22 protein-coding genes are annotated in these 23,448 nt (G+C 65.3%); 11 read left to right on the top strand and 11 right to left on the bottom strand.

Going from position 1 to position 23,448, the window contains the following annotated elements; translation table 11 throughout:
- The 8 genes from Q0J74_RS02630 to Q0J74_RS02665 form a co-directional block, all read right to left on the bottom strand.
- Window positions 1-2,060 (bottom strand): CarD family transcriptional regulator (locus Q0J74_RS02630; RefSeq protein WP_297210179.1); only part of this gene is annotated, 2,060 nt, incomplete at its 3' end.
- Between the two features lie 72 nt (window positions 2,061-2,132).
- Window positions 2,133-2,366, bottom strand: coding sequence for an acyl carrier protein (locus Q0J74_RS02635; RefSeq protein ID WP_297210183.1), 234 nt, complete (start codon window positions 2,364-2,366; stop codon window positions 2,133-2,135).
- Window positions 2,363-3,715, bottom strand: a complete 1,353-nt coding sequence (locus Q0J74_RS02640; RefSeq protein ID WP_297210187.1) for an AMP-binding protein — start codon at window positions 3,713-3,715, stop codon at window positions 2,363-2,365. The genes Q0J74_RS02635 and Q0J74_RS02640 overlap by 4 nt, the downstream gene beginning before the upstream one ends.
- Entirely contained in the window at window positions 3,712-4,545 is an 834-nt protein-coding gene (locus Q0J74_RS02645) for a VanW family protein (protein ID WP_297210189.1), read from the bottom strand. Before Q0J74_RS02645 ends, Q0J74_RS02640 begins: the two co-directional genes overlap by 4 nt.
- Window positions 4,546-4,656: 111 nt before the next feature.
- Entirely contained in the window at window positions 4,657-5,253 is a 597-nt protein-coding gene (gene pth / locus Q0J74_RS02650) for an aminoacyl-tRNA hydrolase (RefSeq protein WP_297210192.1), read from the bottom strand.
- Window positions 5,254-5,325: 72 nt separating this feature from the next.
- Window positions 5,326-6,285: a ribose-phosphate diphosphokinase gene (locus tag Q0J74_RS02655; RefSeq protein ID WP_297210195.1), complete on the bottom strand. Its 960-nt coding sequence runs from the start codon at window positions 6,283-6,285 to the stop codon at window positions 5,326-5,328.
- 55 nt (window positions 6,286-6,340) lie between these two features.
- Window positions 6,341-7,534: a DapH/DapD/GlmU-related protein gene (locus Q0J74_RS02660; protein WP_297210198.1), complete on the bottom strand. Its 1,194-nt coding sequence runs from the start codon at window positions 7,532-7,534 to the stop codon at window positions 6,341-6,343.
- 152 nt (window positions 7,535-7,686) lie between these two features.
- Complete coding sequence (locus Q0J74_RS02665) at window positions 7,687-8,190, bottom strand: HD domain-containing protein (RefSeq protein ID WP_297210201.1); 504 nt, start codon at window positions 8,188-8,190, stop codon at window positions 7,687-7,689.
- A gap of 195 nt (window positions 8,191-8,385) precedes the next feature.
- Here Q0J74_RS02665 and Q0J74_RS02670 point away from each other — a divergent pair, with 195 nt between their 5' ends.
- The 6 genes from Q0J74_RS02670 to Q0J74_RS02695 all read left to right on the top strand — a co-directional run bounded on the left by Q0J74_RS02670 (window position 8,386) and on the right by Q0J74_RS02695 (window position 14,535).
- Complete coding sequence (locus tag Q0J74_RS02670; RefSeq protein WP_297210204.1) at window positions 8,386-8,775, top strand: GntR family transcriptional regulator; 390 nt, start codon at window positions 8,386-8,388, stop codon at window positions 8,773-8,775.
- Entirely contained in the window at window positions 8,772-9,674 is a 903-nt protein-coding gene (locus tag Q0J74_RS02675) for an ABC transporter ATP-binding protein (protein WP_297210207.1), read from the top strand. The genes Q0J74_RS02670 and Q0J74_RS02675 overlap by 4 nt, the downstream gene beginning before the upstream one ends.
- Entirely contained in the window at window positions 9,649-11,607 is a 1,959-nt protein-coding gene (locus Q0J74_RS02680) for an ABC transporter permease (RefSeq protein WP_297210210.1), read from the top strand. Before Q0J74_RS02675 ends, Q0J74_RS02680 begins: the two co-directional genes overlap by 26 nt.
- Window positions 11,608-11,839: 232 nt before the next feature.
- Window positions 11,840-13,099: an acetyl-CoA C-acetyltransferase gene (locus Q0J74_RS02685; RefSeq protein WP_297210213.1), complete on the top strand. Its 1,260-nt coding sequence runs from the start codon at window positions 11,840-11,842 to the stop codon at window positions 13,097-13,099.
- A gap of 84 nt (window positions 13,100-13,183) precedes the next feature.
- On the top strand, window positions 13,184-13,876 hold the full coding sequence (locus tag Q0J74_RS02690; RefSeq protein ID WP_297210216.1) for a CoA transferase subunit A: 693 nt from the start codon (window positions 13,184-13,186) through the stop codon (window positions 13,874-13,876).
- Entirely contained in the window at window positions 13,876-14,535 is a 660-nt protein-coding gene (locus Q0J74_RS02695) for a 3-oxoacid CoA-transferase subunit B (RefSeq protein ID WP_297210219.1), read from the top strand. The genes Q0J74_RS02690 and Q0J74_RS02695 overlap by 1 nt, the downstream gene beginning before the upstream one ends.
- Before the next feature lie 51 nt (window positions 14,536-14,586).
- Here Q0J74_RS02695 and xdhC read toward each other — a convergent pair whose 3' ends face one another.
- Genes xdhC through xdhA form a run of 3 tightly spaced genes read right to left on the bottom strand, consistent with a single transcriptional unit; the run spans window position 14,587 to window position 18,258 of the window.
- On the bottom strand, window positions 14,587-15,078 hold the full coding sequence (gene xdhC / locus Q0J74_RS02700) for a xanthine dehydrogenase subunit XdhC (RefSeq protein WP_297210222.1): 492 nt from the start codon (window positions 15,076-15,078) through the stop codon (window positions 14,587-14,589).
- A complete protein-coding gene (xdhB, locus tag Q0J74_RS02705; RefSeq protein ID WP_297210225.1) occupies window positions 15,075-15,956 on the bottom strand; it encodes a xanthine dehydrogenase subunit XdhB in 882 nt (293 codons plus the stop codon). Before xdhB ends, xdhC begins: the two co-directional genes overlap by 4 nt.
- Window positions 15,949-18,258, bottom strand: coding sequence for a xanthine dehydrogenase subunit XdhA (xdhA, locus tag Q0J74_RS02710; RefSeq protein WP_297210228.1), 2,310 nt, complete (start codon window positions 18,256-18,258; stop codon window positions 15,949-15,951). The genes xdhB and xdhA overlap by 8 nt, the downstream gene beginning before the upstream one ends.
- 136 nt (window positions 18,259-18,394) lie before the next feature.
- Between xdhA and Q0J74_RS02715 the strand changes: the two genes are divergently transcribed.
- Genes Q0J74_RS02715 through Q0J74_RS02735 form a run of 5 tightly spaced genes read left to right on the top strand, consistent with a single transcriptional unit; the run spans window position 18,395 to window position 23,434 of the window.
- Window positions 18,395-19,867 carry a pyridoxal-phosphate dependent enzyme gene (locus Q0J74_RS02715; protein WP_297210231.1) on the top strand — a complete coding sequence of 491 codons (1,473 nt, stop codon included), beginning with the start codon at window positions 18,395-18,397 and terminating at the stop codon, window positions 19,865-19,867.
- Window positions 19,868-19,880: 13 nt separating this feature from the next.
- Entirely contained in the window at window positions 19,881-21,134 is a 1,254-nt protein-coding gene (locus Q0J74_RS02720) for a threonine synthase (protein WP_297210234.1), read from the top strand.
- Between the two features lie 3 nt (window positions 21,135-21,137).
- Window positions 21,138-21,476, top strand: coding sequence for a hypothetical protein (locus tag Q0J74_RS02725; protein WP_297210237.1), 339 nt, complete (start codon window positions 21,138-21,140; stop codon window positions 21,474-21,476).
- Window positions 21,477-21,494: 18 nt separating this feature from the next.
- Window positions 21,495-22,877 carry a dihydropyrimidinase gene (gene hydA / locus Q0J74_RS02730; RefSeq protein WP_297210239.1) on the top strand — a complete coding sequence of 461 codons (1,383 nt, stop codon included), beginning with the start codon at window positions 21,495-21,497 and terminating at the stop codon, window positions 22,875-22,877.
- An 11-nt stretch (window positions 22,878-22,888) separates the two neighbouring features.
- On the top strand, window positions 22,889-23,434 hold the full coding sequence (locus tag Q0J74_RS02735) for a nucleotidyltransferase family protein (RefSeq protein ID WP_297210241.1): 546 nt from the start codon (window positions 22,889-22,891) through the stop codon (window positions 23,432-23,434).
- Window positions 23,435-23,448 lie beyond the last annotated feature (14 nt).

Consider the following 23,448-nt stretch of genomic DNA (forward strand, 5'->3'; position numbering starts at 1 on the left):
TGCCGGGCCAGCACGGTGGTGGGGACCAGGATGGCGGCCTGCTTGCCGTCCAGCACGCACTTCATAATGGCCCGGAAAGCCACCTCGGTCTTGCCGTAGCCCACGTCGCCGCACAGCAGCCGGTCCATGGGCCGGGGCTGTTCCATGTCGGCCTTGATCTCCGCGATGCACCGCAGCTGGTCGTCGGTCTCGGCGTATTCAAACTGGTCCTCAAACTCCTTCATCCAGGCCGAGTCTGGGGAGAAGGCATAGCCGGGCTGCCGCTGCCGCTGGGCGTAGAGCTGGATCAGGCCCTTGGCCAGGTCCTTCACCGCCTTCTTGGCCCGGGTCTTGGCCTTCTCCCAATCGGTGCCGCCCAGCCGGGAGAGCTTCCTGGTCTCCTGGGCGTCCTCCCCCGAGCCGATGTACTTGCTCACCAGGTCCAGCTGGGTGGCGGGGACGTAGAGCACGTCGGTACCGGCATAGGCGATCTTGACAAAGTCCTTCTCCACCCCGTCCACCGTCATTTTTACCATCTCCAGGAAGCGGCCCACTCCGTGGTGCTCATGGACCACCAGATCCCCGGGGGACAGGTCGGCATAGGAGTTCAGCTTCTGCCGGTTAGTCACCGGTTTGCTCTTCCGCCGCTTCCCCAAAACGGATTGTCCCTCGGTGAGCACCGCCAGGCGCCCCACCGGGTACTCCATCCCGGCGGAAATCCCCCCCACGGCGATCACCGCCTTGCCGTAAGGGGGCAGGTCGTGGAGCTGGAAGTCCACGGCGGTGGTCATCTTCTGCTCCCGGAGCAGGCTTTGCAGATTCAAGGCCCGCTGTTCGCTGCTCACCAGTACCACGGTGCGGAAGCCGTCGGAGAGATAGTGGGCCAGGTCGGAGACCGCCGTCTCCAGGCTGGCGCCGTAGGAGGGCAGCTGCTTGGCCAGCAGGTTGAGCACCGTCCGGGGCCGCAGGGGATACCGGGAGGAGGGGAAGGCGTCCAGGCAACACACCGGCCAGTCCTCCAGCGTCTCCCACAGCTCCTCCGGGGTGCGGGCCAGCCTGGCCAGTTCCCCCGCCAGCTCCCCCCGCTCCAGCAGGGTCTTGGTGTCCTCTCCCAGCTGCCACAGGTAGTTCTGTCCCCGCTCGGCCACCCGGCCGCTCTCGCTGAGCACCACCACCGCGTCCTCCGGCAGGTAGTCCGCGGCCGTGGTCATCCGAGGGTAGATCAGCTCCAGATACCGGTCCATGGCGGGAAAGCTCATCCCCTGGGCCAGCTTCTCCCGGTCCTCCTCCAGGGTGTCCAGCAGCCGGTCACCCCCCTTCCGCCGCTTTACCCGGGAAATGAGGCTGTCCAGCCCCTCCAGCAGGCCGCCGAAGCCCCCGGGGGCAAATTGGGGCAGCACCTCGGCGGCGGGCAGAATCTCCGCCTCCGGCAGATTCTCAATCCGCCGCTGGGTGTCCACATCGAACAGACCCATGGCGTCAATCTCGTCCCCGAAAAACTCCACCCGGACGGGCTTTGGATGGGCAGGGGAGAAAAAGTCCAGAATGCCCCCCCGCAGGGCAAACTGCCCCACCCCCTCCACCTGCTGGCAGCGGGTGTATCCGGCGGCGGACAGGGTGTGGGCAAGGCCGCTCAGCTCATGGCTCTCCCCCATCCGCAGCACCTGGGCCGCCTGGGTGAGCAGCACCTTGGGCATGGTGCGCTGGAGCAGGGCCTCCACCGTACACACCAGCAGGGGACACTCCCCCGCCGCCAGGGACCGGAGCACGGAAAGCCGCCGGTGCTCATACTGGCGGCTTACCACGGCGGCGTTGTGGAAGGTAAACTCCCGGGCGGACAGCCCGGCCACCTTCTCCCCAGACAGGGCGGCCAGGTCCCGCTCCATCCGCTGGGCCTCTCCCTCGTCGGCGCACACCACCACCACCGGCCGCCCCAGCTCCTGATGAAGTCCGGCGGCAAAGTGGGCGCGGTGAACCGCCGACAGGCCGGTAAAGGCCGCCGGGCAGGCCCCGTTGTCAATGGCCGCCGTCAAGGCGCGGTATTCCGGAATATCCCGCAGGGCGGAGAGCAGTTGTTTCATGGTACACCTCGCACGATATAGTAAAATCTGGAAGTCATAAGCGCACGGACCCCGGAGCGGCGGGTCCGGGGGCTACCCGGCATACTCCCGCACCAGGGCCAGGATGCTGTCCACGGTGCGGAAGCGCTCTTTGGGAATGCGGGTGGGCTGGAGGGTGATCCCCAGGTCCTCCAGGCCCTCCAGCAGCTCAATAAAGGCCAGAGAGTCCAAGAGCTCCTCGGTCAGCAGGTCAGTCCCGGGCAGCAAAACCTGCTGAGTACCGCAGGCCCGGACCAGCAAGGCCCGGACAGAGTCCTCCAGGCTCATTGTATCATCTCCTCCAGCCGTTTCCGGTCGCATTTTCCGTTGGGGGTCAGGGGGACGCAGTCCAGACGCACCCACTGTCCGGGGCATTTGCAGGGGGGCAGCAGCCGGGCCAGGCCATGCCGCAGGGTCTCCGTGCGGGCGGAACCCTCCACCACGGCCGTCAGACCCCGCACCTCCCCGCCGGGACCCCGGCGGGGGAGCACCGCCGCCCGCTCCACGCCGGGCAGGGACTCCAGGACCCCCTCGATCTCGGCGGGCTCAATGCGGTAGCCCTTGTACTTCAGCTGGTGGTCCTTCCGGCCCGCCCAGTACAGCAGGCCCCCTTTCACATAGCCCAAATCGCCGGTGGCGTAACGGCCTCCAAAGGCGGGGGCCACGCTCTCTCCGGTCAGGATCAGCTCTCCCTCCTCCAGGGTCACCGACACCGCCCCTTCCCCCATCCGGCCGATGGGCAGGGGGCCGCCGCACATGTCCCGGGAAATGGGGATGGCGGTGACGGCACAGGCGGCCTCGGTAGGGCCGTAGGCGTTGAGCAGCGTACAGCCGGGGAAGCGGTCCAGCAGCCGCCGGGCGGCGGCGGGGGGCAGGGCCTCCCCGCAGGCGAACACCGTCCGCAGGCCGGGCAGCCGCTCCGGGGAAAAGCCGGGCTCGGCCAGGCACAGCCGCAGGAAGGTGGGGGTGGTTACCAACAGGGAGACACCGCAGCTCTCCAGCTGCCGGAGCAGGGCGGGATAGTCCCCCTTTTCCCCCTCTGTCAGGGCCACATGGGTGCCGCCCCGGGTCAGGGCCAGGTACAGGTCGGCCACCGACAAGTCGAAGGACCAGGCCGCCTGGCCCACCGCCGTCTCCCCGGCGCTGTCCGCCAGGCCGGGCAGGGTGACCGCCCAGCGGAGGAAGGACTCCAGGTTGCGCACGCTGATGCCCACCGGCTTTGGAGCGCCGGTGGTGCCGGAGGTGAACAGGAGGTAGGCAAGCCGCTCCTCATTCTCCGCCGGGCGGCAGCTCAGGCCGGAGGCGAAGCCTGCCAGGGCCTCCCCCTCCTCCAGCCACTGGGTCCCCAGCCCCGCCGCCAGCTCCCGCTGCCGCCGGAGAGGCAGGCCGGGGTCCAGGGGCAGGTAGGGCCGCCCGGCGATGAGGCAGGCCAGAAAGGCCGCCGGGAGCCATACCCGGTCCGGGCTGCCGGACAGGGCCACCGGACCCTCTCCCGCCTCCCGCAGGCGGGCGGCCAGGCCCTGGGCCATGGGCCACAGGTCCCGCCAGCGGATGGTGTTCGCCCCCGCCCTCAGGGCGGGCCGGTCTCCCAGGGTCAGGCTGTTGGCCCGCACCCGCTCCAGCAAAAACCCGGTCATGGGGCGGCCTCCCACAGCTGGTCCGGGGGAATGAGGGCGGGGTCAAAGAGCACCTTGGAGTGGTTGTCCAGCAGCAGCTCCTTGTCCACCTGCTCTCCGGCCCCGTTCAGGCTCAGGCGGTACACCCGGCTGACCCGGTAGTAGTCCGCCCCCTCCTTCACATAGTGGCTGTCCTCCTCCCGCAGGCGGTAGCGCAGGGGGAAGGGGATCTGGCTGCGCAGCTCGCCGCACAGGTCGTCCTCCTCCAGCCACAGCCGCAGCTGGACCGGCTGGCCGGTATCGTTGCGGAAGCGGTAGTCGATGTGGGGATAAAAGATGGAGGTGCCGGTGCCGAAGGGGACCCGCCGCCGGTCGTCGGGAAAGAGCGCGTCGGAGTGGTGGTGAAGCTCGGTCACCGTCAGGGGGCTGTGGAGCACCAGGTAGTGGATCAGGTTGCCCGCCTGGCACAGCCCGCCCCCCACACCGGTACCCACCCGGCCGCCGGCGATGGTCAGGCCGGGTCCAAACCCCCGCCTAGCGGTAGGGTCCCCCACCAGCCGCCAGAAAGAGAAGCTCTCCCCCGGCCGGATCACGATGCCGTCAATGCATCCGGCGGCCAGGGCCAGGTTGGCCCGCTTGCTCCGCTGGAGGGCCATGTCCACCCCCTCCAGCCGCCGCAGCACCGGGGAACGGTGGCTTTTCACAATGACGGGCAGGGATTCTTCCTGCCGCAGTTCCGCGGCCCGGAAGCCGGACTTCCGGTCGGCCAGGGACTTGAGCAGCCCCTCCTTCCACAGAGAGATCCGGTAGCACACCGGACTCAGCTGATAAAACTGTCTGCGCTTGGCCATGGTTCTTCCCTCCCGCCTGGACACAGCAAAAGAAAGCGAGACACAGGCCCCGCTTTCCCTATGCTAACCGGGACTATGGGAAAAAGCAAGTTACGATTTGGCAACAGCCCCTCAGCCGTTGAACCGGTTCATGGCCTGATCGGGGCCGTAGGCAATGTAGCACTCCGCCGCCTGGCCCGCCCGCTCGATTGCCTGGGAAATGAGCTTCCGGTCCTCCCCGGTGAATTTTCCCAGCACCCAGTCGGCCATGTCGTAGTCGGGGTGCGGCTTCTGGCCCACCCCGATTTTGATCCGGGGGAACGCCTCGCTTCCCAGGTGCTGGATGATGCTCTTCAGGCCGTTGTGACCTCCGGCGGAGCCGCTCTTGCGCACGCGCAGTTTCCCCACAGGGAGGGACACGTCGTCGGAGAGGACCAGGACCCGCTCCGGGGGGATCTTGTAGAACCGGGCCGCCTCCCCCACCGCCTCGCCGGACAGGTTCATGTAGGTGATGGGTTTCATCAGCAGCACCTTTGCCCCGCCCAGCTCCACCGTCTGGGTGAGGGCTCGGTGCTTCAGCTTCTGCACCGGCACCCGCAGCTCCTCCGCCAGGGCATCAATGGCGTCAAAGCCCACGTTGTGCCGGGTATTTTCGTACTTGTCCCCCGGGTTGCCCAGGCCCACCAGCAGCCACTCCACCCCGGAGGTTCGATTTTTGTTGAAAAACATACCTGCTCCTCAGGACAGGCAAGGGCGGGGGCAAGCCCCCGCCCTCCTGGCCGGTATCATAAGGAATCCCTTTTACACAAACAGCTTGGACACGGAGACCTCTTCGTAGATGCGCTCAATGGCCTCGGCAAACATATGGGCCACGGAGAGGTACTTGATCTTGTCGCACTTCACACCGGGGCGGGGCGGCACGGTATCCAGGAAGATGACCTCCCGGATGACGCTCTTTTCAATCCGGTCCACCGCCGGGCCGGAGAGGACGCCGTGGCTGGCGCAGGCCACCACCTCGGTGGCGCCCCCCAGCTCCACCAGGGCCTGGGCCGCACCGCACAGGGACCCGCCGGTATCCACCATGTCGTCAAATAGGATGACCTTCTTCCCCCGCACGTCGCCGATGATGTTCATCACCTCGGAGGAGTTGGCCTTCTGGCGGCGCTTGTCCACAATGGCCAGGCCCATGCCCAGCTTCTGGGCAAAGGCCCGGGCGCGGGCCACCGAACCCACGTCGGGGGAGACCACAATCACGTTCTCCTCCTGGCCGGCGTACCGCTCGTGCAGGTAGTTGCTGAAAATGGGATTGCCCAGCAGATTGTCCACGGGGATGTCGAAGAAGCCCTGGATCTGGTTGGCGTGCAGGTCCATGGTGAGCACCCGGTCGGCCCCCGCCCGGGTGATGAGGTTGGCCACCAGCTTGGCGGAGATGGGGTCCCGGGGCTTGGTCTTGCGGTCCTGGCGGGCGTAGCCGAAGTAGGGGACCACGGCGGTGATCCGGCCGGCGGAGGCCCGCTTCAGGGCGTCGATCATGATGAGCAGCTCCATCAGGTTGTCGTTGACCGGAGAGCAGGTGGACTGAACCACGAACACGTCCGAGCCGCGGACCGTCTCATAAATGGAGACATAGTTCTCCCCATCGGAGAAGGCGCCCACCTCGGCGTTGCCCAGCTCCAATCCCATCTCCTTGCAGATGGCCTCGGCCAGAGCGGGGTTGGAGCTGCCGGAAAAGATCTTGATGTCCTTACCGTGTGCAATCATTTCTTCAAACATCCTCTCACGTAAATCTCTATATTTCCATCCCTGCGGGATGCGTTTACCTTCTGCGGGTCCGGCGCTTGGCCGCCCACTGCTTCTTCACCATCTGGCGGGCGCGGGCAATGGCCAGAGAGTCGGCAGGCACGTCGTCGGTAATGGTGCTGCCGGCGGCGGTGTACGCCCCCTCCCCCACCCGCACCGGGGCCACCAGGCTGGTGTTGCAGCCGATGAACGCGTTGTCCCCAATGACGGTGCGGTACTTCTGGGCGCCGTCGTAATTCACCGTGGCGGTGCCGCAGCCGATGTCCACCCCGGCGCCCACGTCGGCATCGCCCACGTAGGCCAAGTGGGAGATTTTGCTGTCCTCCCCCACGGTGGCGTTCTTCAGCTCCACAAAGTTCCCCACTCTGACGCCGGGTCCCACATGGCAGCCCGGGCGAATATAGGCAAAGGGTCCCACCGACGCGCCCGCCTCCACCGTGCTGCCGGTGAGCTGGGAGGCGTTTACCCGCACCCCCCGGCCCACCACGCAGTCCCGGATCACGGTGTTGGGTCCGATCTCACATCCGCCGCCGATGACGCTCTCCCCCTGGAGTATGGTGCCGGGGAGGAGGAGCGTGCCCTTGCCCACCTGCACCTGGGGTCCCACATAGCAGGTGTTGGGGTCCATCACCCGCACGCCGGCCCGCATCAGGCGGACGGCGCCGTACTGCCGGGCGGTCATCTCGGCCTCCGCCCGGCCGGCCCAGCCGGGGCGGAGGGGGTAGCCGCCCTGGAACCACACGCTGCGGCCGCCCAGCATATCGGCGTTCTCCCGCAGGGCCTCCTCCAGGCCCACACCCTCCCCCAGGGCCGTCCCCAGGGCCGCCGCGTCCAGCCGGTAGATTCCGGTGTCCCGATTATCCAGGGCGCCGGCGTTCTGGTCGGACACCAGCTGACCGGCCTCCTGCCAGTCCAGCAGCACCGGCTTGGTCAGCACCAGCACCTTGCCCTCCAGCGACTCCAGAAACCGCACCAGCTGCTCCACCGCGTCCTGGCTCACGCCGGTGACAAATTCCGTACCGGCGGGGAAGCAGGCCTGGGCCTGGGCCTGGTCGTCACTGTGGCAGACCACAAAAAACCGCTCCACACCGGCCCCGGACAATGCCTGGGCCAGCCAGCGGGCGGCAGGGTCAAACAACAGCTCCTGTAACATCAGCGAAACGCCGGTCCCCTCCCGGGGCAGAAAGATCACCGCTCCAGTCGCGTTCATCGTACAGGCTCACCTCAATCGAAGAAAAGATTCCCATCTACTACGATTATAACAAACCCCGAAAAAAAAAGCACCGGATTTTTCAAAAAAAACCACCGGATTTTTACTCTTGGTGGCCTTTCACAATTTCCGGGGAATTTCGGCCGGATTCTTTACATAAACTGTACGCCCCGGGCAGGCCGGACGGCCAGGGCCGCCCGCCGCAGGCGGGTGGCCCGCCAGATCCGCAGCAGCTCCGCCGTGGCGCACAGCTTGTCGGCCAGGCACACCGCCGCCGCCTCCCGGCAGCGGGGAATGTGGCGGGCCATGGGCCACATGTGGCACAAAATCCCGTCTGCCTCCGCCGCAGTCAGCTCTCCGCACAGCGCCCAGGCGTTGCGCAGGGCGGCCACCGGGTGGACAAAGCACTGCCGGTAGGAGGGCAGGCTCTTGGGATCGTACAGATAGAGGTCGTGGAGCAGCCCCGCCCGGGCCGCCGCCCGCCGGTCGCCCCCCCACTTTTCCGCCAGCCGGAAGGCGGTGTAGGAGACAAACACGCAGTGCTCATAGCAGCTCACCCCCGGGTGGTGGTGAATCTGACGCATGGCCTGCACCTGGGGGGACACCAGCAGCTCCCCCACACAGGCCAGATAGGCCTGCCAGCCCTCCTCCCGCATGTCTTCTTCCCTCCCCTCCGGTTTGTCCTCATTATACCCCCCGCCACCCCCCCTTGTCACTGGAAATTTGCCGTTTTTGGGCCGGGCGCAAAAGTGAAAGGAAAACGTCAGAAATAATTAAAGACTTTCCCGCCGCCCCCGGGTATACTGACTGTACCATTCCACATCATACAGTTTCCGAAAGGAGCCGGAGGCATGATCCAACTCAATTACCGGGACGCCCGGCCCATTTATGAGCAGGTGAAGGACGGCCTGCGTCACCTGGTGGTGACAGGGGCTTTGCAGGCGGGGGACAAGCTGCCCTCGGTGCGGGCGCTGGCCTCCGCCCTGGCTATCAACCCCACCACCATCCAGCGGGCCTATGAGGCCCTGGAGGGGGAGGGCTATCTTTACACCGTGGCGGGGAAGGGTTCCTTCGCCGCCCCCCAGGCCGATGTGAAGGCCGCCCGGCGGGAGGGGCTGCTCAAGCAGTTTGACGCGTCGGCGGCGGAGCTTTTGTTCCTGGGCATGACGGCGGCGGAGCTGGCCCGGCGGCTGGAGGAGGCCGCCGGCGTCCGGAACGCCAGAGAGGAGAGAGGGCAATGATTGAAGCCAAAAACCTGGTGAAGACCTTCGACGGATTCCGGGCGCTGGACGGTCTGACCATGACGGTACCCAGAGGCTCCATCTACGGGCTGGTGGGACCCAATGGGGCGGGCAAGTCCACCCTGCTGCGCCATGTCACCGGCGTGTACCGGCAGGACTCCGGCTCGGTGCTGCTGGAGGGGGACCCCATTTACGAAAACCCGGCGGCCAAGGCCCGCATTGCCAACATCCCAGACGAACTGTACTACTTCCTCTCCGCCTCCACCCGGGACATGATGCGCTTTTACAAGGGCTTTTACCCCCGCTTCGACCAGAGCCGGTATCAGGCCCTGAAGGACGTGTTCTCCACCGTCAACGAAAAGCAGGCCATCCGCCGCCTGTCCAAGGGCATGCAGAAGCAGTCCGCCTTCTGGCTGGCCCTGTGCTGCAGGCCGGAGGTGCTGGTGCTGGACGAGCCGGTGGACGGCCTGGACCCGGTGATGCGCCGGCAGGTGTGGTCCCTGCTCATGGGAGACGTGGCCGAGCACGGCACCACGGTGCTGGTGTCCTCCCACAATCTGCGGGAGCTGGAGGACGTGTGCGACCACGTGGGTATCCTGTCCCACGGCAGGGTGCTCATCGAGCGCTCCCTCAGCGATTTGCAGGAGAACGTGGTGAAGATGCAGGTGGTGTTCCAGGAGCGGGAGCTGCCCAAGCTGCCGGAGGACCTGGAGGTGCTCCACGTGTCCCAGGTGGGGCGCATCCACACCCTCATCATCCGGGGCAACGCCACCGAGGTCACCAACCGGCTGGCCGCCTTTGCCCCCATTCTGATGGAGGCCCTGCCCCTGACCCTGGAGGAGATCTTTATTTATGAGCTGGGAGGTGAGGATTATGCGGTCCGGGACATCGTACTTTAATTTCACCCTGTTTCGGAAGAACCTGGCCCGGTTCTGGCCCATCTGGGGGCTGTACGGCCTGCTGTGGCTGATGCTGCTGCCGGTAAATATTTTGGTAAACGGGGAATATATGAGCCGGGCGGACACCCGCATCCTCCCCCTGGGCTTTCTGACCGGCTCCCTCAGCGCGGCCGCCACCTTCGCCTTCCTGTTCGGCATCCTGGCGGCCATGGCGGTGTTCTCCTACCTCTACTCCAGCCGCTCCGCCGCCTTTCTCCATTCGCTGCCCATGCGGCGGGAGGGATTGTTTCTCACCAACTACCTGTCGGGGCTGGCCTTCCTCATTGTACCCAATGCGGTGGTCTTTCTGACGGCGGTGGCGGTGGAGTCTGCCTTCGGCATCCTGGTGTTCAGCAGCCTGTTCACCTGGCTGGTGGTCACCAGCTGTCTGAACCTGTTTTTCTACTCCTTCGCCGTGTTCTGCGCCATGTTCACCGGCCACATTCTGGCCCTGCCTGCCTTCTACGGCATCCTGAATGTGCTGGCCACCGGGCTGTGCTTCCTGTTTCAGGATATGGCCAGCCGGTTCCTCTTCGGCTTTACCGGGGCCTCCTGGCTGGAGGATGTGGCTGTCTGGCTCACCCCCCTGGTCTTTCTGGCCTATCACACCGATATTGACTACGGCACGGTCAATACCGACCCCTGCTTCACCGGCCTGGGCTATGTGTTCCTGCTGGCCCTGGTTGGCCTGGTCTTCGCCGGCCTGGCCCTGGCGGTGTACCGCCGCCGGCAGCTGGAGCGGGCGGGGGACGTGGTGAGCGTAAGCTGGGTGCGCCCGGTGTTCCAGTACGGGGTGGCCTTCTGCTGCGCCATCGCCCTGGGTACCATGTTTGACAGCATTTTCTCCTCCCTGTTGCCCCGGAACGCCTGGGCGCTGCTGGTGTGGATGCTGCTCTGGGGAGCCTTCGGCTGCTTTGTGGCCGCCATGCTGCTGCACAAGAGCTTCTGGGTGTTCCGGCCCTGCTGGAAGGGCTGCGCCGTGTTCCTGGCCTGCCTCACCGCCGCCATGTGCCTGATGGAGCTGGACGGCTTCGGCTTTGAGACCCGGGTACCCGCCGCCGCCCAGGTCAAGTCGGTGTTTGTGTCCGGAGTGCGCACCTATCCCGACGACGACTTGCGGTATCCCACCTACGGCATCGACGACCCCGAGCTCATCGAGGAGGTGACCCGGCTCCACCGGCGGATTACGGAGGAAAAAGCCTGGCTGGAGCAGCAGACCGACGTCCGCACCGGCGGCTGGAGTATTGACGAGGCCGACGGGCTGGAGGTGCAGACCGCCTACGGCACCGACCTGCGCCTGACCTACACCCTCACCGACGGCTCGGTGATGGAGCGGTACTACTACCTGCCGGTGACGGCGGAAACCCTGGCCGACGCCGCCTCTCCCGACGCCATGCTCCAGACCCTGCTCAACACCCCCGGCCTGTCGGAGGAGATGTACCTGGGCGGCGTGTCCGGGGACGACCGGCTGGTGGACGCGGTGCTCACCGCCGTCTGGCAGGACGAGTACCCCGGCCCCAACCAGCGCAGCGGCTTTACCGAGGAGTATCTGCCCGCCGAGGCCCTGGCCGAGCTGGAGCAGGCCGTCAGGGCCGATTTGGCCGCCGGAGATCTGGGGCGGCGCTACCTGCTGGAGGACCGGGAGCGGCTGGAAAATTGCTGTTACTGCGATTTGGAGCTGACCTACCGGGTGGCCGAGAGCACCAAAGAGCCCGCCACCGTCAGAGTCTCCGAAACCGCCCCCGCCGGCTCCGCCCAGCAGGCCAGCACCTATATCATCACCATCACCCTCCAGAAGAGCGCCTCCAACACCCTGGCGGTGCTGGAGAAATACGGAATTGATCCGGACACCATGCTCCTCTCCCAGGCCCAGCTCCGGCTGAGCGAGTCATAAAAACCCCGGCCCTGGACGGCCCGCCGGACTGGCGGACCGTCCAGGGCGTTTTCTTTGCCGCGGCCCGGCGGAAAGGCCGGAAATAAGGCCGGAAATTTTGCACAAATCCGCCGGAGAGCTGTTACAAATCCCTCACTCTCCAGTTGATTTTTCTTAAATGGGGAGGTATAATCTTGCTTGAAGGGTGTTTTTGCATGGGAAAAAATCAAAACATATCTGGAGGTCTGTCTACATGAAAGAAGTCTATGTTGTCAACTGCTGCCGTACCGCCGTGGGTTCCTTTGGCGGCAGCCTGAAGGACACGCCCGCCGCCGACCTGGGCGCCGTGGTGGTGAAGGAAGTCCTTAACCGGGGCGGCGTGAAGCCCGAGCAGGTGGACGAGGTCATGTTTGGTTGCATCCTCACCGCCGCCCAGGGCCAGAACGTGGCCCGCCAGGTTGCCGTGAAGGCCGGGGTCCCCTATTCCGTCCCCGCCTACACCGTGGGTATGGTGTGCGGTTCCGGCATGAAGAGCGTCATCGAAGGCGCCCGGGCCATTCTGGCCGGGGATGCCGACGTGATCGTGGCCGGCGGTACCGAGAACATGTCCGCCGCCCCCTACGCCCTGCCTGCCGAGCGCTGGGGCGCCCGCATGGGCGACAAGAAGGTAGTGGACACCATGATTAAGGACGGCTTGTGGGAGGCCTATAACAACTATCACATGGGTACCACCGCTGAGAACATCGCCGACGTGTGGGGCATCACCCGCCAGGAGATGGACGAGTTCGCCGTGTCCTCCCAGAACAAGACCGAGGCCGCCCAGGCCGCCGGCAAGTTTGTGGACGAGATCGTGCCGGTGATGATCAAGAAGAAGAAGGAAATGGTGGAGTTCAAGGTGGACGAGTTCCCCAAGGCCGGCGTGACCATGGAGAGCGTGGCCAAGCTGCGGGGCGCTTTCCCCGTGGGTCCCGAGGGTGTGGAGGACGAGATCGTACACACCTTTGAGGTGAAGGAGGTCCACGAGGCGGACACCAAGCAGCACGTGCAGCGGGTGACCGCCGCCAATGCCTCCGGCATCAACGACGGCGCCGCCGCCGTTCTGCTGGCCAGCGGCGAGGCTGTGGAGAAATACGGTCTGAAGCCCATGGCCAAGCTGATCGGCTGGGGCCAGGGCGGCGTGGACCCCAAGATCATGGGCGTGGGTCCCGTTCCCGCCTCCCGCAACGCCATGGCCAAGGCCGGCGTGACCATTGAGGACATCGACCTGGTGGAGGCCAACGAGGCCTTTGCCGCCCAGTCCATCGCCGTGGCCCGGGAGCTGGGCTTCGACATGAGCAAGGTCAACGTCAACGGCGGCGCCATCTCCATCGGCCACCCCGTGGGCGCCTCCGGCGCACGGATCATCGTCACCCTGCTCCACGAGATGGCCAAGCGGCCCGAGGCCAAGCGCGGCCTGGCCACTTTGTGCATCGGCGGCGGCATGGGTGTTGCCACCGTGTTTGAAAAGTGTTAAAATCATAACAAGTAGGTGTGCCGGGCGCCGCCCGGCACACCTACACCCGGATTCCTTCATTTTTATATTAGGAGGGTAACAATCGTGCAGAATAAAGTAATTTCCGTAGAGGAAGCTGTCAACATGATTCCCGACGGCGCCACTATCATGTACGGCGGTTTCCTGGGCTGCGGCAGCGCCCATCATATTATTGAGGGCCTGGCCAAGAAGGGGACCAAGGATCTGACCATCATCGGCAACGACTGCGGCATGGCGGTGGGTCCCAACGGGGAGGAGTTCTACGGCATGGCCAAGCTGGTGCACAATCACCAGGTCAAGCGGGTCATCGCCACCCACGTGGGTATGACTCCCGACGTAGGCACCCAGGGCATGGTGGAGAAGACCCTTCAGGTGGACCTGATCCCCCAGGGCTCCCTGGCGGAGATGATCCGGGCCGGCGGCGCCGGTCTGGGCGGCGTGCTCACTCCCACCGGCGTAGGCACCATTGTGGAGGAGTCCCCCTTCTGCCTGGGCAAGCAGACCATTGACGGCAAGGAGTATCTGCTGATGAAGCCCATCCGCGCCGACTTTGCGCTGCTGGGCGGCCACTTGATTGACAAGTTCGGCAACATCTGGTACAAGGGTACCACCCGCAACTTCAACATCGTCATGGCTACCGCCGCCGATGTGGTCATCGCCGAGGCGGACAACCTGGTGGAGATCGGTGACATTGAGCCCGAGAACGTTGTGACCTCCGGTGCCTTTGTCAATTACATCGTGGATGGAGGGAAGCTGTAATGGATAAGTCTGAGATCAAGGGCTTTATTGCCAAGCGTGTCGCCAAAGAGCTGAAGGACGGCGACGTTGTCAACCTGGGTATCGGCCTGCCCACCATGGTCCCCGCCTTTCTGCCCGAGGGCGTCCACGTGATCCTCCAGTCCGAGAACGGCATCATCGGCACCGGCCCCAAGCCCTCCGCCGAGAATGCCGAGCCCAAGTACAAGATTGACGCCGGCGGCTCCCCCGCCTGCGCCGACACCTTCGGCTGCTACATCGACTCCGCCACCTCCTTCGGCTTCATCCGGGGCGGCCACGTCAATGCCACCATCCTGGGCGGCCTGGAGGTGGACGAGGAGGGTTCCCTGTCCAACTGGATCATTCCCGGCAAGAAGATGCCCGGCATGGGCGGCGCCATGGACCTGCTGGTGGGCGCCAAGGAAGTCATCGTGGCCATGGAGCACACCGCCAAGGGCAACCCCAAGATCCTGAAGAAGTGCCCCCTGCCCTACACCGCCGTGCACTGCGTCACCAAGATCATCACCGAGATGGGCGTGATCAACGTGACCGACAAGGGTCTGGAGCTGGTGGAGATCAACCCCGAGTTCACCGTGGAGCAGGTGCAGGCCGCTACCGAGGCCACCCTGATCGTCTCCCCCGACCTGAAGCCCATGTGCTAATCTGGCAAAAAAAGACCTGCGGCGTGCAGCCGCAGGTCTTTTTTTGCCGGTTTACTCCTTTTCGCCCACAAACTTGTGGGCCTCATTCACCGCCCGCTCCACGGCGTTGAGGATGTTCTCATAGCCGGTGCAGCGGCACAGGTGGCCGGAGATGAGCTTGCGCAGCTCGTCCCGGGTATACAGCTTGCCGGAGCCTACAATCTCCACGGCGCTCATGATGATGCCGGGGGTGCAGAAGCCGCACTGGACGGCGGCCTCCTCCACAAAGGCCTTCTGAAGGGGGGTCAGCTCCCCGTTCTCGTTCTGGAGTCCCTCCACGGTAAGAATGGTCTTGCCCTGAGCCCAGACGGACAGGTAGATGCAGGAGTCAATGGCCACCCCATCCACCAGGACGGTGCAGGCCCCACACTCCCCCACCTCGCAGCCCTTCTTCACACTGGTGAGGCCCAGCCGCTGCCGCAGGGTGTCCGCCAGGGACTCCCGGGGGTCAATGCCCAGCTCCACCGGCTTGTTGTTGACGGTGCAGCGCAGAATCTCCATCATACCCCAGCGCCTCCCTTCCGCGCCGCTTCCCGCAGCGCCCGGCCGGACAGCTCCTCCACCAGCTGGAGCCGGAACTCCCGGGAGGCCCGCCAGCTGGTGCGGGGATTCACATCCTGGAGGGCGGCCGGCCCGATGTTCTCAATGGCCGCCTCAATGGGCAGGCCGGACACCGCCGCCTCGGCGGCGGGCGCGCGCATCGGCACCGGCCCGGCCACGCCGAAGGCCAGCTTCACGGCTTCGGCGGTCTGCTTGTCCCCGCTCAGCTTCACCAGGCAGCTCACCCCCAGGGTGGCGATGTCCATGGCCGAGCGCTGGGCGTACTTGATGTAGTGGCCGGTAAAGCCGGCATAGTTTTCCCGGGGAATGACGAGTTTCACCAGCAGCTCGTCATGAGCCAGATCTACCTTGCCCACGCCCTTGTACCACCGGGCGATGGGAACCTTCCGCTCCCCCGCCGGACCCCGGACCACCAGCACCGCGTCCAGAGCCATCAGGGTGGAGGCGGAATCGGCGGAGGTGATGCCGTTGCACACGTTGCCGCCGATGGTACCCGCCGCCCGCAGCTGGGGTCCGCCGGCCATGTCGGTGGCCTCCCCCAGCACAGGGATGTACTGGCGGATTACCGGGCTGTAGGTCACGTCCCGGAAGGTGGACAGGGGTCCGATCTCCACGTCGCCGTTGTCCGCCAGGGTAATGCCCCCCAGCTCCTCCCCAAGCTCGTGGATGGACACCAGGGCGCAGCCGGCCAGCTTCCCCTCCCGAATCTTGATGAGCACGTCGGTACCCCCGGCGATGAGGATGGCGCCGGGGTCGGCCTGGAGGGCGCGGATGGCGTCGGCCACCGACGTGGCCTGATAGATGGACGCAATATCATACATGGCCGATCAGCCCTCCTTTCGTAAACTCCTCCACCAGCTTCTGGGCGGAGAGGGGCAGGGTGTTCACCGCCACGCCGGTGGCGTTGAGCACCGCGTTGCGGATGGCGGGGGCCACCGGAATGGCCGGCGGCTCCCCCAGGGCCTTGTTGCCGAAGGGGCCGGAGGGGTCCTCCGTCTCCACGAACAGGGCGGTGAGGTCGGGATGGTCCATGGCGGTGGGCATTTTGTAGTCCAACAGGTTTCCGTTGAGCAGCTTGCCGGTTTTGGGGTCCAGCTTCATCTCCTCGGTGAGGGCGTAGCCCATACCCATGGACATGCCGCCGTGGACCTGGGCCGCCGCCAGGGCGGGGTTGATGAGTCTGCCCGAGTCGTGGACGTTGATGAGCCGCAGCACCTTCACCTTGCCCACGGGGATGTCCACCTCCACCTGGGCAAAGCAGCATCCGAAGGCGAAGGTGTTCTCCTTGCAGTGGTTGGTGTCCTCGGCGGTGATGTGGACGGAATGCTCCAGGGAGTAGAAGGCGGTGGTGGCCAGGTCGGCCAGGGACAGGAGCTTTTCCCCCGCCCCGTCGGTCACAAACCGCCGGGCAATGGTCAGCCCCTCCGCCTCGGGGAAGAGCTCGGCGGCATAGTCCAGCAGCTTCTGCCGGAATTGGGCGCCCACCTTCTGGATGGCCTTGCCGGTGACGTAGGTCTGCCGGGAGGCGTAGGCCCCGGTGTCAAAGGGGGCGGTGTCGGTGTCCTGGAAGGAGATGATGTGGATGTCCTCGGTGGGGATGCCGATGCTCTCGGCGGCCATCTGGCAGAATACCGTGTCGCCCCCCTGGCCGATCTCGGTGGCCCCCAGCTGGAGGCCCACCGTGCCATCCTGGTTGAGCACCATCCGGGCGGAGGCGGTCTCCAGGGAGATGGGATACACCCCGGTCTTGTAGGAGAAGCAGGCCATGCCCACCCCCCGGCGCACCGGTCCGGTCTGGTTCTTGTACTGCGCCCGCAGCGCTTCCCAGCCTATGGTCTCCGCCCCTTTGAGGATGCACTCTCTGAGGCCGGTGGAGTGGCAGGTAATGCCGTTGAAGGGGTCCACATATCCCAGGGGCATGATGTTCTTCAGCCGGAGCTGGATGGGATCAAAGCCGAATTTCAGGGCGATGTCCTCCATCATGCACTCGGCGGCGAAGTTGCACTGGGGGATGCCGTAGCCCCGCATGGCGCCGGGGGCGGGTCGGTTGGTGTACACTGTGTAGGCGGTGGAGTGGTGGCCCACCTGGTCGGGGTAGAGCTGCCGGAACCCAGTGACGGCGTTGGCCACAATGGCGTTGCCGTGGGAGGCGTAGCCCCCCTGGTTGGAAATGGCGGTGCAGGAGCGGGCCATCAGCCTGCCCTGTTTGTCCACCGCCGCCGCCACGTCAAAGGAGATTGGGTGGCGGGAGCGGGTGTTCCGGAAGGTCTCCTCCCGGCTCACGTCCAGCCGGACGCAGCGGCCCCCCACCTGGGTGGTGAGCCAGGCGTTCAGGGGCTCGTACAGCACCTCCTGCTTGTTGCCGAAGCCGCCGCCGATGTAGGGCTTGATAACCCGAACGCCGCCCCAGCCGATGCCCAGAGCCTGGCCGATGACCCGGCGGACAATGTGGGGAATCTGGGTGGAGGTCACCACGTGAATACGCCCGCCCTCCATCCAGGCGAAGGAGACCGGGTTTTCAATGTGGCAGTGCTGTACCTGCTGGGTCTCGTAATGGCCCCGGAACTGGCAGAGCGTCTCATCTTCCAGCACCTGCTCCACATTCTCATACCGGGGGTCGGTGATGGGGGTCCGCAGGTCCATTTTGGCCAGGATATTGTCCGGATGCTCGTCGTGAATGGCCACGGCGCCGGGGGCCATGGCCTGCTCCGGCTCCAGCATCACGGGATACTCCTCATACTCCACCCGGATAAGCTCCAGCGCCCGCTGGGCGGTGACCTCATCCTCCGCCACCACGGCGGCGATGTCATCCCCGTAGATACGCACCCGGCGGCTGAGCAGTTTCCGGTCGGACACGTCCTGATGGGCCTTTTCCACACTCCAGGGGTGGCCGGGGGTGGGATACTGGAGATCCGGCACGTCAAAGCAGGTCAGCACCTTCACCACTCCGGGCAGAGCCTGGGCGGCGGAAATATCCATGGACTTGACCCAGCCGTTGGCGATGGTGCTGTGCAGAATCTTGGCCTCCAGCACAGGCCGGGGGCAGAGGTCGTCGGTATATTTGGCGCGGCCGGTCACCTTGTCGGCGGCGTCCACCCGGGGGATGCTTCTCCCGACTTCCATATGGAACGCACCTCCTTTTTCATACCTCCAGTATACCCTACCGGCGGGCAAAAGGAAAGAGCGGTTTTGCTTGATTTCCGCCCGTCTTGTGTTATCATGGAAGTAACTATATCGCTTTGCAAGGAGGGCTCGGCTGATGATTGACCTGACCATAAACCGGCAGGCGCTGGCACATAACATTCAAAAGGCCCGGGAGCATAAAATTGTCCTCCCCACCTTTGAGAACATGAAGCACCCGGAGACGGTGCCGGAGCAGATCCAGACCCGGCTGAAAGGGGTGGGTCTGTGGGATGTGGACCCGGCCAACCTGTTCCGCATTACCTGGAAGAACCAGCCCACCCAGTCCGGCGGGCTGTACCAGGCGGTACCCAATTACATTGAGCTGCCTTCCGCCCTCACCGGCGTGAAGGCCCGGATCGTGGCTCTGGTGGGCAAGTGGTTCCCCACGGGCTGCCACAAGGTGGGGGCCTCCATCGGCTGTCTGCTCCCCCGGCTGGTCACCGGCCAGTTTGACGCCACCTATCACCGGGCGGTGTGGCCCTCCACCGGCAACTACTGCCGGGGCGGCGCCTTCAACTCCAAGCTGCTGGGGGTCAAGTCGGTGGCCATTCTCCCCGCCGGCATGAGCAAGGAGCGGTTTGAGTGGCTCAGCCAGATTGCCGGGGAGGTGATCGCCACCCCCGGCTGCGAGTCCAATGTGAAGGAGATCTTCGACAAGACCTGGGAGCTGCGGCAGGAGCCGGACTGCATGATCTTCAACCAGTTTGAGGAGATGGGCAACCACCTGTGGCACTATCAGGTCACCGGCAGCGCCATTGCCGAGACCTTTGAGGCCATCCGCCGCCCCGGCGACCGGCTGGCGGGGGCCTGCTTCACCTCCGGCTCCGCCGGCACCATCGGCTGCGGGGACTACCTGAAGGAGGTCTATCCCCAGATGAAGCTGGCGGTGGGGGAGGCACTCCAGTGTCCCACCATTCTGGAAAACGGCTTTGGCGACCACCGGATCGAGGGCATCGGCGACAAGCACATCCCCTGGATTCACAACGTAAAGAACACCGACCTGGTCATCGCCATTGACGACGAGGACTCCCAGCGGCTGCTGCGGCTGTTCAACGACCCCGCCGGCCTGGCCTATCTGAAGGAGGCCGGGGTGCCGGAGGAGACCATGACACAGCTCTCCCTGCTGGGCATCTCCGGCATTGCCAACGTGCTGTGCTGCGTGAAGCTGGCCAAGTACTACGAGCTCACCGAGCGCGATGTGGTGGCCACCGTCCTCACCGACTCCGCCGACATGTACCGCTCCCGCATCGCCGAGCTGGAGGAGGCCAACGGCCCCTACTCCGACAAGGCCGCCGCAGTGGACCACGCCCTGCACCTGCTGGGCCTGCGCACCGACTCCATGGCGGAGCTGGGCTACTACGACCGCAAGCGCATCCACAACCTGAAATACTATACCTGGGTGGAGCAGCAGGGCCGCGACATGCACGAGCTCAACGATTTGTGGTATGACGAGGACAAGACCTGGAAGGGCATTCACGGCCAGGCCGCCCAGCTGGATGAACTGATTGCCGCCTTCAACGAGGAGGCAGGGGTGCTGAAGAGCCTGTAAAGGAGGTCTCTCCATGAAATACGTCCTGGGCGCCAAGTGCGTCAGATGCGGGAAGGACTATCCCGCCGTCCCCGATCTCACCACCTGCACCTGCGGGGGCATTCTGGACATTCAGTACGACTACGCCGCCATCCGCCGGGACTTCTCCCCCCGGGAGCTGGAGAAAAACCGGGATTGGTCCATGTGGCGCTACCGGCCCTTCCTGCCGGTGGAGGAGACCACGCCCCTCCCGCCCCTGCGGGTGGGCTGGTCCCCCCTGTACCAGGCCCACCGGCTGGCGGAGGTGCTGGGGCTGAAAACCCTGTACATCAAGGATGACGGGCTCAACCCCACCGCCTCTTTGAAGGACCGGGCCTCCGCCATGGCGGTGGCCAAGGCCTGGGAGGCGGGGGCGGACACCATCGCCTGCTCCTCCACCGGCAACGCCGCCTCCTCCCTGGCGGGGAACGCGGCGGCGGCGGGGTTTGAGACCTACATCTTCGTCCCCAGCCGGGCGCCCAAGGGCAAGGTGGCCCAGCTGCGCATTTTCGGGGCCACCGTCATCAGCGTGGACGGGTCCTATGAGGACACCTTTGAGCTGTCCAAGGCCGCCATCCACCGCTGGGGCTGGTACAACCGCAACGCCGCCATCAACCCCTATCTGTCCGAGGGAAAGAAAACGGTGACTTTGGAGATTCTGGAGCAGCTGGGCTGGCAGGTACCCGACTTCATCGCCCTGTCGGTGGGGGACGGCTGCACCATCGCCGGAGCCTGGAAGGGTCTGAAGGATCTGCACGGTGCCGGGTTTATTGACAAGCTGCCCCGGCTCATCGCCGTCCAGGCGGAGGGGTGCTGTCCCCTGAACCGGGCCATCCAGACGGGGAAACCGTGGCACCCCATGGAGGAGAACACCCTGGCCGACTCCATCGCCGTGGGCGTCCCCCGGAACCCGGACAAGGCTTTGGCCGCCATCCGGGAATCCAACGGCGTGGCGGTGAATGTATCCGACCAAGAGATTCTGGAGGCCATGCGCCTGCTGGGCCGCACCCAGGGGGTGTTTGGGGAACCGGCGGGAGTCACCGGCACCGCCGGAGTGAAAAAGGCCCTGGAGCTGGGCCTGATCTCCCCGGAGAGCACGGTGGTGAGCATCGTCACCGGCAACGGCCTGAAGGACGTGCAGAATGGCATCAAGGCCGCCGGGGAACCCATGGTGGTCTCCCCGGATATGGACGCTCTGCTGGCCGCCTTCGCGGAACATCATATTACACCAAGGGAAAGGAATCAGTGATCTATGAACGTACGTGCCGCCAAGGTGGGCGTCTGGTTCTACATGCTCTTTACTCTGGCCAGCTTTGTCACCACCATCATCTTCTACATCTCCACCACCGGCATGGGGACCATCGCCATTGCCGGGCTGCCCCTGTGGATGGCCTATACCGTGTTCTCTCTCATCAAAAGCATCGCCGACCTCATCGGCGCTCAGCAGCGGGTGGCCAATTTCACCCGGATGCTGGACCGGTGGGAGGATACCTTTGAAAGCCGGGGCAAGGCCCTGCTGCTGCTCTTCTTTATGACCATGGCGGTGGGCGCCATCAAGCTGGCAGTCCCTGCAATTCTGGTCCAATTTTAGGCGAAAAGAGGGGTTATGATGTCCATTCTCATTCAAAACGGCACTTTGATCTGCCCGGAGGGGCCGGTACGGGCCGACCTGCGGGTGGACGGCGAGACCATTGCGGAGCTGGGTCCCTCCCTTCCCGTGGGGGACAGTCAGGTGATTGACGCCACCGGGAAGCTGGTCTTTCCCGGCTTTATCGACACCCACACCCACTTTGAGATGAACAAAGGCACCATCCGGGAGACCGCCGACAACTGGGAGAGCGGCACCCGGGCCGCCCTGGCCGGCGGTACCACCTGCGTGCTGGACTTTGCCGAGACCCAGCGGGGCGCCTCCCTCCAGTCCGCCCTGGAGGAGTGGCACAGCCGGGCGGAGGGTCACGCCAGCTGTCACTACGGCTTCCACATGACCATCAAGGACTGGGACAGCCGGATTCTGGAGGAGATCCCCCGGATGACCGAGCAGGGAGTCACCTCCTACAAGGTCTACCTGGCCTACGCCAACATCCGCGTACCCGACCGGGTGGCCTATGAGGTCATCAAGGCGGTGGGCAAAGAGGGAGGCATCGTGGGCTGCCACTGTGAAAACGGCGACCTGATTGACGCCGCCATTGCCGAGCTGAAGGCGGCCGGCCAGCTGACCCCCGCCAGCCATCCCCTGTCCCACACCGCCGTCATGGAGGCGGAGGCGGTCACCCGCTGGCTGGCCCTGGCCGAGCAGGCGGGTTATCCGGTGAATGTGGTCCATCTGTCCACCCGGCGGGGGCTGGAGGCCGCCCGGCGGGCCAGGGCCAGGGGCCAGAAGGTGTACCTGGAGTCCTGCCCCCAGTACTTTACCATGACCGAGGAGAAGTATCAGCTCCCTGGCTTTGAGGGGGCCAAATACGTCTGCGCACCCCCCCTGCGGCCTCAGTCCGATGTGGACGCTCTGTGGGGCGCCCTGGAGAACGGAGAGATCGACACCATCGGCACCGACCACTGCTCCTTCCATTTCCATCCCACCAAGGAGCTGGGGAAGGATGACTTCTCCGCCATCCCCGGCGGCATCCCCGGCACCGAGCACCGGCCCGCCCTGATGTACACCTACGGGGTCAAGTCCGGCCGCATCACCCCCCATCAGATGATGCTGGCCCTGGCCCAGCACCCCGCCCAGCTCTTCGGCATCTTCCCCCAGAAGGGGGCCTTGCAGGTGGGCGCGGACGGCGATATTGTGATTTTCGACCCGGATTATACCTGGAGTATTCGCGCTGACCAGCAATATCAGCGGGTGGATTACACCCCCTATGAGGGGCTGGAGATGGCGGGCCGTACCGACACGGTGCTTCTCAGCGGCCAGGTGGCCGTGGAGGGGGGCAAGGTCATTGCCGAGGGGCTGGGCCGGTATGTCCAGCGGGGACCCGCCCAGTTCTGGCGTTGAAGGTCGGCGGAGTGCTGCTGGCCTCCGGCCAGGGCAGGCGGTTCGGCGCCAACAAGCTGCTGGCCCAGGTGGAGGGCCTCCCTCTCTACCGCCGGGCCATGGCTGCCCTGGCGGGGGCGGGGTTGCACCGGCTGGCGGTGTGCTCCCCCTACCCCGAGATTCTGGCGGCTGGGGCGGCTCTGGGCTTCCTCCCTCTGCGCAACGAACAGGCGGCGGAGGGAATTTCCGCCTCCGTCCGGCTGGGCCTGGCCGCCATGGAGGACCTGGACGGGGCGCTGTTTGCCGTGTGCGACCAGCCGCATCTGACTACAAAAAGTATTATAACGCTGGTAAATTCTTTTCAGGAATCAAAAACCGCCATCTGCGCCCTGGCCTGGAAAGGCCAGCGGGGCAATCCGGCGGTATTCCCCCGGGATTTGTTCGGAGAGCTGGCCGCCCTCACGGGGGACGTGGGGGGCGGGGCGGTGATTGCCCACCACCGGGACCGGCTGGTTTTGGTGGAGGCGGCTCGCCAAAACGAGCTGTTTGATGTGGATAAGCCGGAGGATCTGACCTGAACAACCCCCGGGCG

This window comes from uncultured Flavonifractor sp. (genome assembly GCF_944387675.1).
Taxonomy (GTDB): domain Bacteria; phylum Bacillota; class Clostridia; order Oscillospirales; family Oscillospiraceae; genus Flavonifractor.

Bases quoted from the DNA above. Each gene is read 5' to 3' on its own strand.
- Q0J74_RS02635 (WP_297210183.1), bottom strand. From the start codon at position 2,366: ATGAGCCTGGAGGACTCTGTCCGGGCCTTGCTGGTCCGGGCCTGCGGT.
- Q0J74_RS02640 (WP_297210187.1), bottom strand. From the start codon at position 3,715: ATGACCGGGTTTTTGCTGGAGCGGGTGCGGGCCAACAGCCTGACCCTG.
- Q0J74_RS02645 (WP_297210189.1), bottom strand. From the start codon at position 4,545: ATGGCCAAGCGCAGACAGTTTTATCAGCTGAGTCCGGTGTGCTACCGG.
- pth (WP_297210192.1), bottom strand. From the start codon at position 5,253: ATGTTTTTCAACAAAAATCGAACCTCCGGGGTGGAGTGGCTGCTGGTG.
- Q0J74_RS02655 (WP_297210195.1), bottom strand. From the start codon at position 6,285: ATGATTGCACACGGTAAGGACATCAAGATCTTTTCCGGCAGCTCCAAC.
- Q0J74_RS02660 (WP_297210198.1), bottom strand. From the start codon at position 7,534: ATGAACGCGACTGGAGCGGTGATCTTTCTGCCCCGGGAGGGGACCGGC.
- Q0J74_RS02665 (WP_297210201.1), bottom strand. From the start codon at position 8,190: ATGCGGGAGGAGGGCTGGCAGGCCTATCTGGCCTGTGTGGGGGAGCTG.
- Q0J74_RS02670 (WP_297210204.1), top strand. From the start codon at position 8,386: ATGATCCAACTCAATTACCGGGACGCCCGGCCCATTTATGAGCAGGTG.
- Q0J74_RS02675 (WP_297210207.1), top strand. From the start codon at position 8,772: ATGATTGAAGCCAAAAACCTGGTGAAGACCTTCGACGGATTCCGGGCG.
- Q0J74_RS02680 (WP_297210210.1), top strand. From the start codon at position 9,649: ATGCGGTCCGGGACATCGTACTTTAATTTCACCCTGTTTCGGAAGAAC.
- Q0J74_RS02685 (WP_297210213.1), top strand. From the start codon at position 11,840: ATGAAAGAAGTCTATGTTGTCAACTGCTGCCGTACCGCCGTGGGTTCC.
- Q0J74_RS02695 (WP_297210219.1), top strand. From the start codon at position 13,876: ATGGATAAGTCTGAGATCAAGGGCTTTATTGCCAAGCGTGTCGCCAAA.
- xdhC (WP_297210222.1), bottom strand. From the start codon at position 15,078: ATGATGGAGATTCTGCGCTGCACCGTCAACAACAAGCCGGTGGAGCTG.
- xdhB (WP_297210225.1), bottom strand. From the start codon at position 15,956: ATGTATGATATTGCGTCCATCTATCAGGCCACGTCGGTGGCCGACGCC.
- xdhA (WP_297210228.1), bottom strand. From the start codon at position 18,258: ATGGAAGTCGGGAGAAGCATCCCCCGGGTGGACGCCGCCGACAAGGTG.
- Q0J74_RS02715 (WP_297210231.1), top strand. From the start codon at position 18,395: ATGATTGACCTGACCATAAACCGGCAGGCGCTGGCACATAACATTCAA.
- Q0J74_RS02720 (WP_297210234.1), top strand. From the start codon at position 19,881: ATGAAATACGTCCTGGGCGCCAAGTGCGTCAGATGCGGGAAGGACTAT.
- Q0J74_RS02725 (WP_297210237.1), top strand. From the start codon at position 21,138: ATGAACGTACGTGCCGCCAAGGTGGGCGTCTGGTTCTACATGCTCTTT.
- hydA (WP_297210239.1), top strand. From the start codon at position 21,495: ATGTCCATTCTCATTCAAAACGGCACTTTGATCTGCCCGGAGGGGCCG.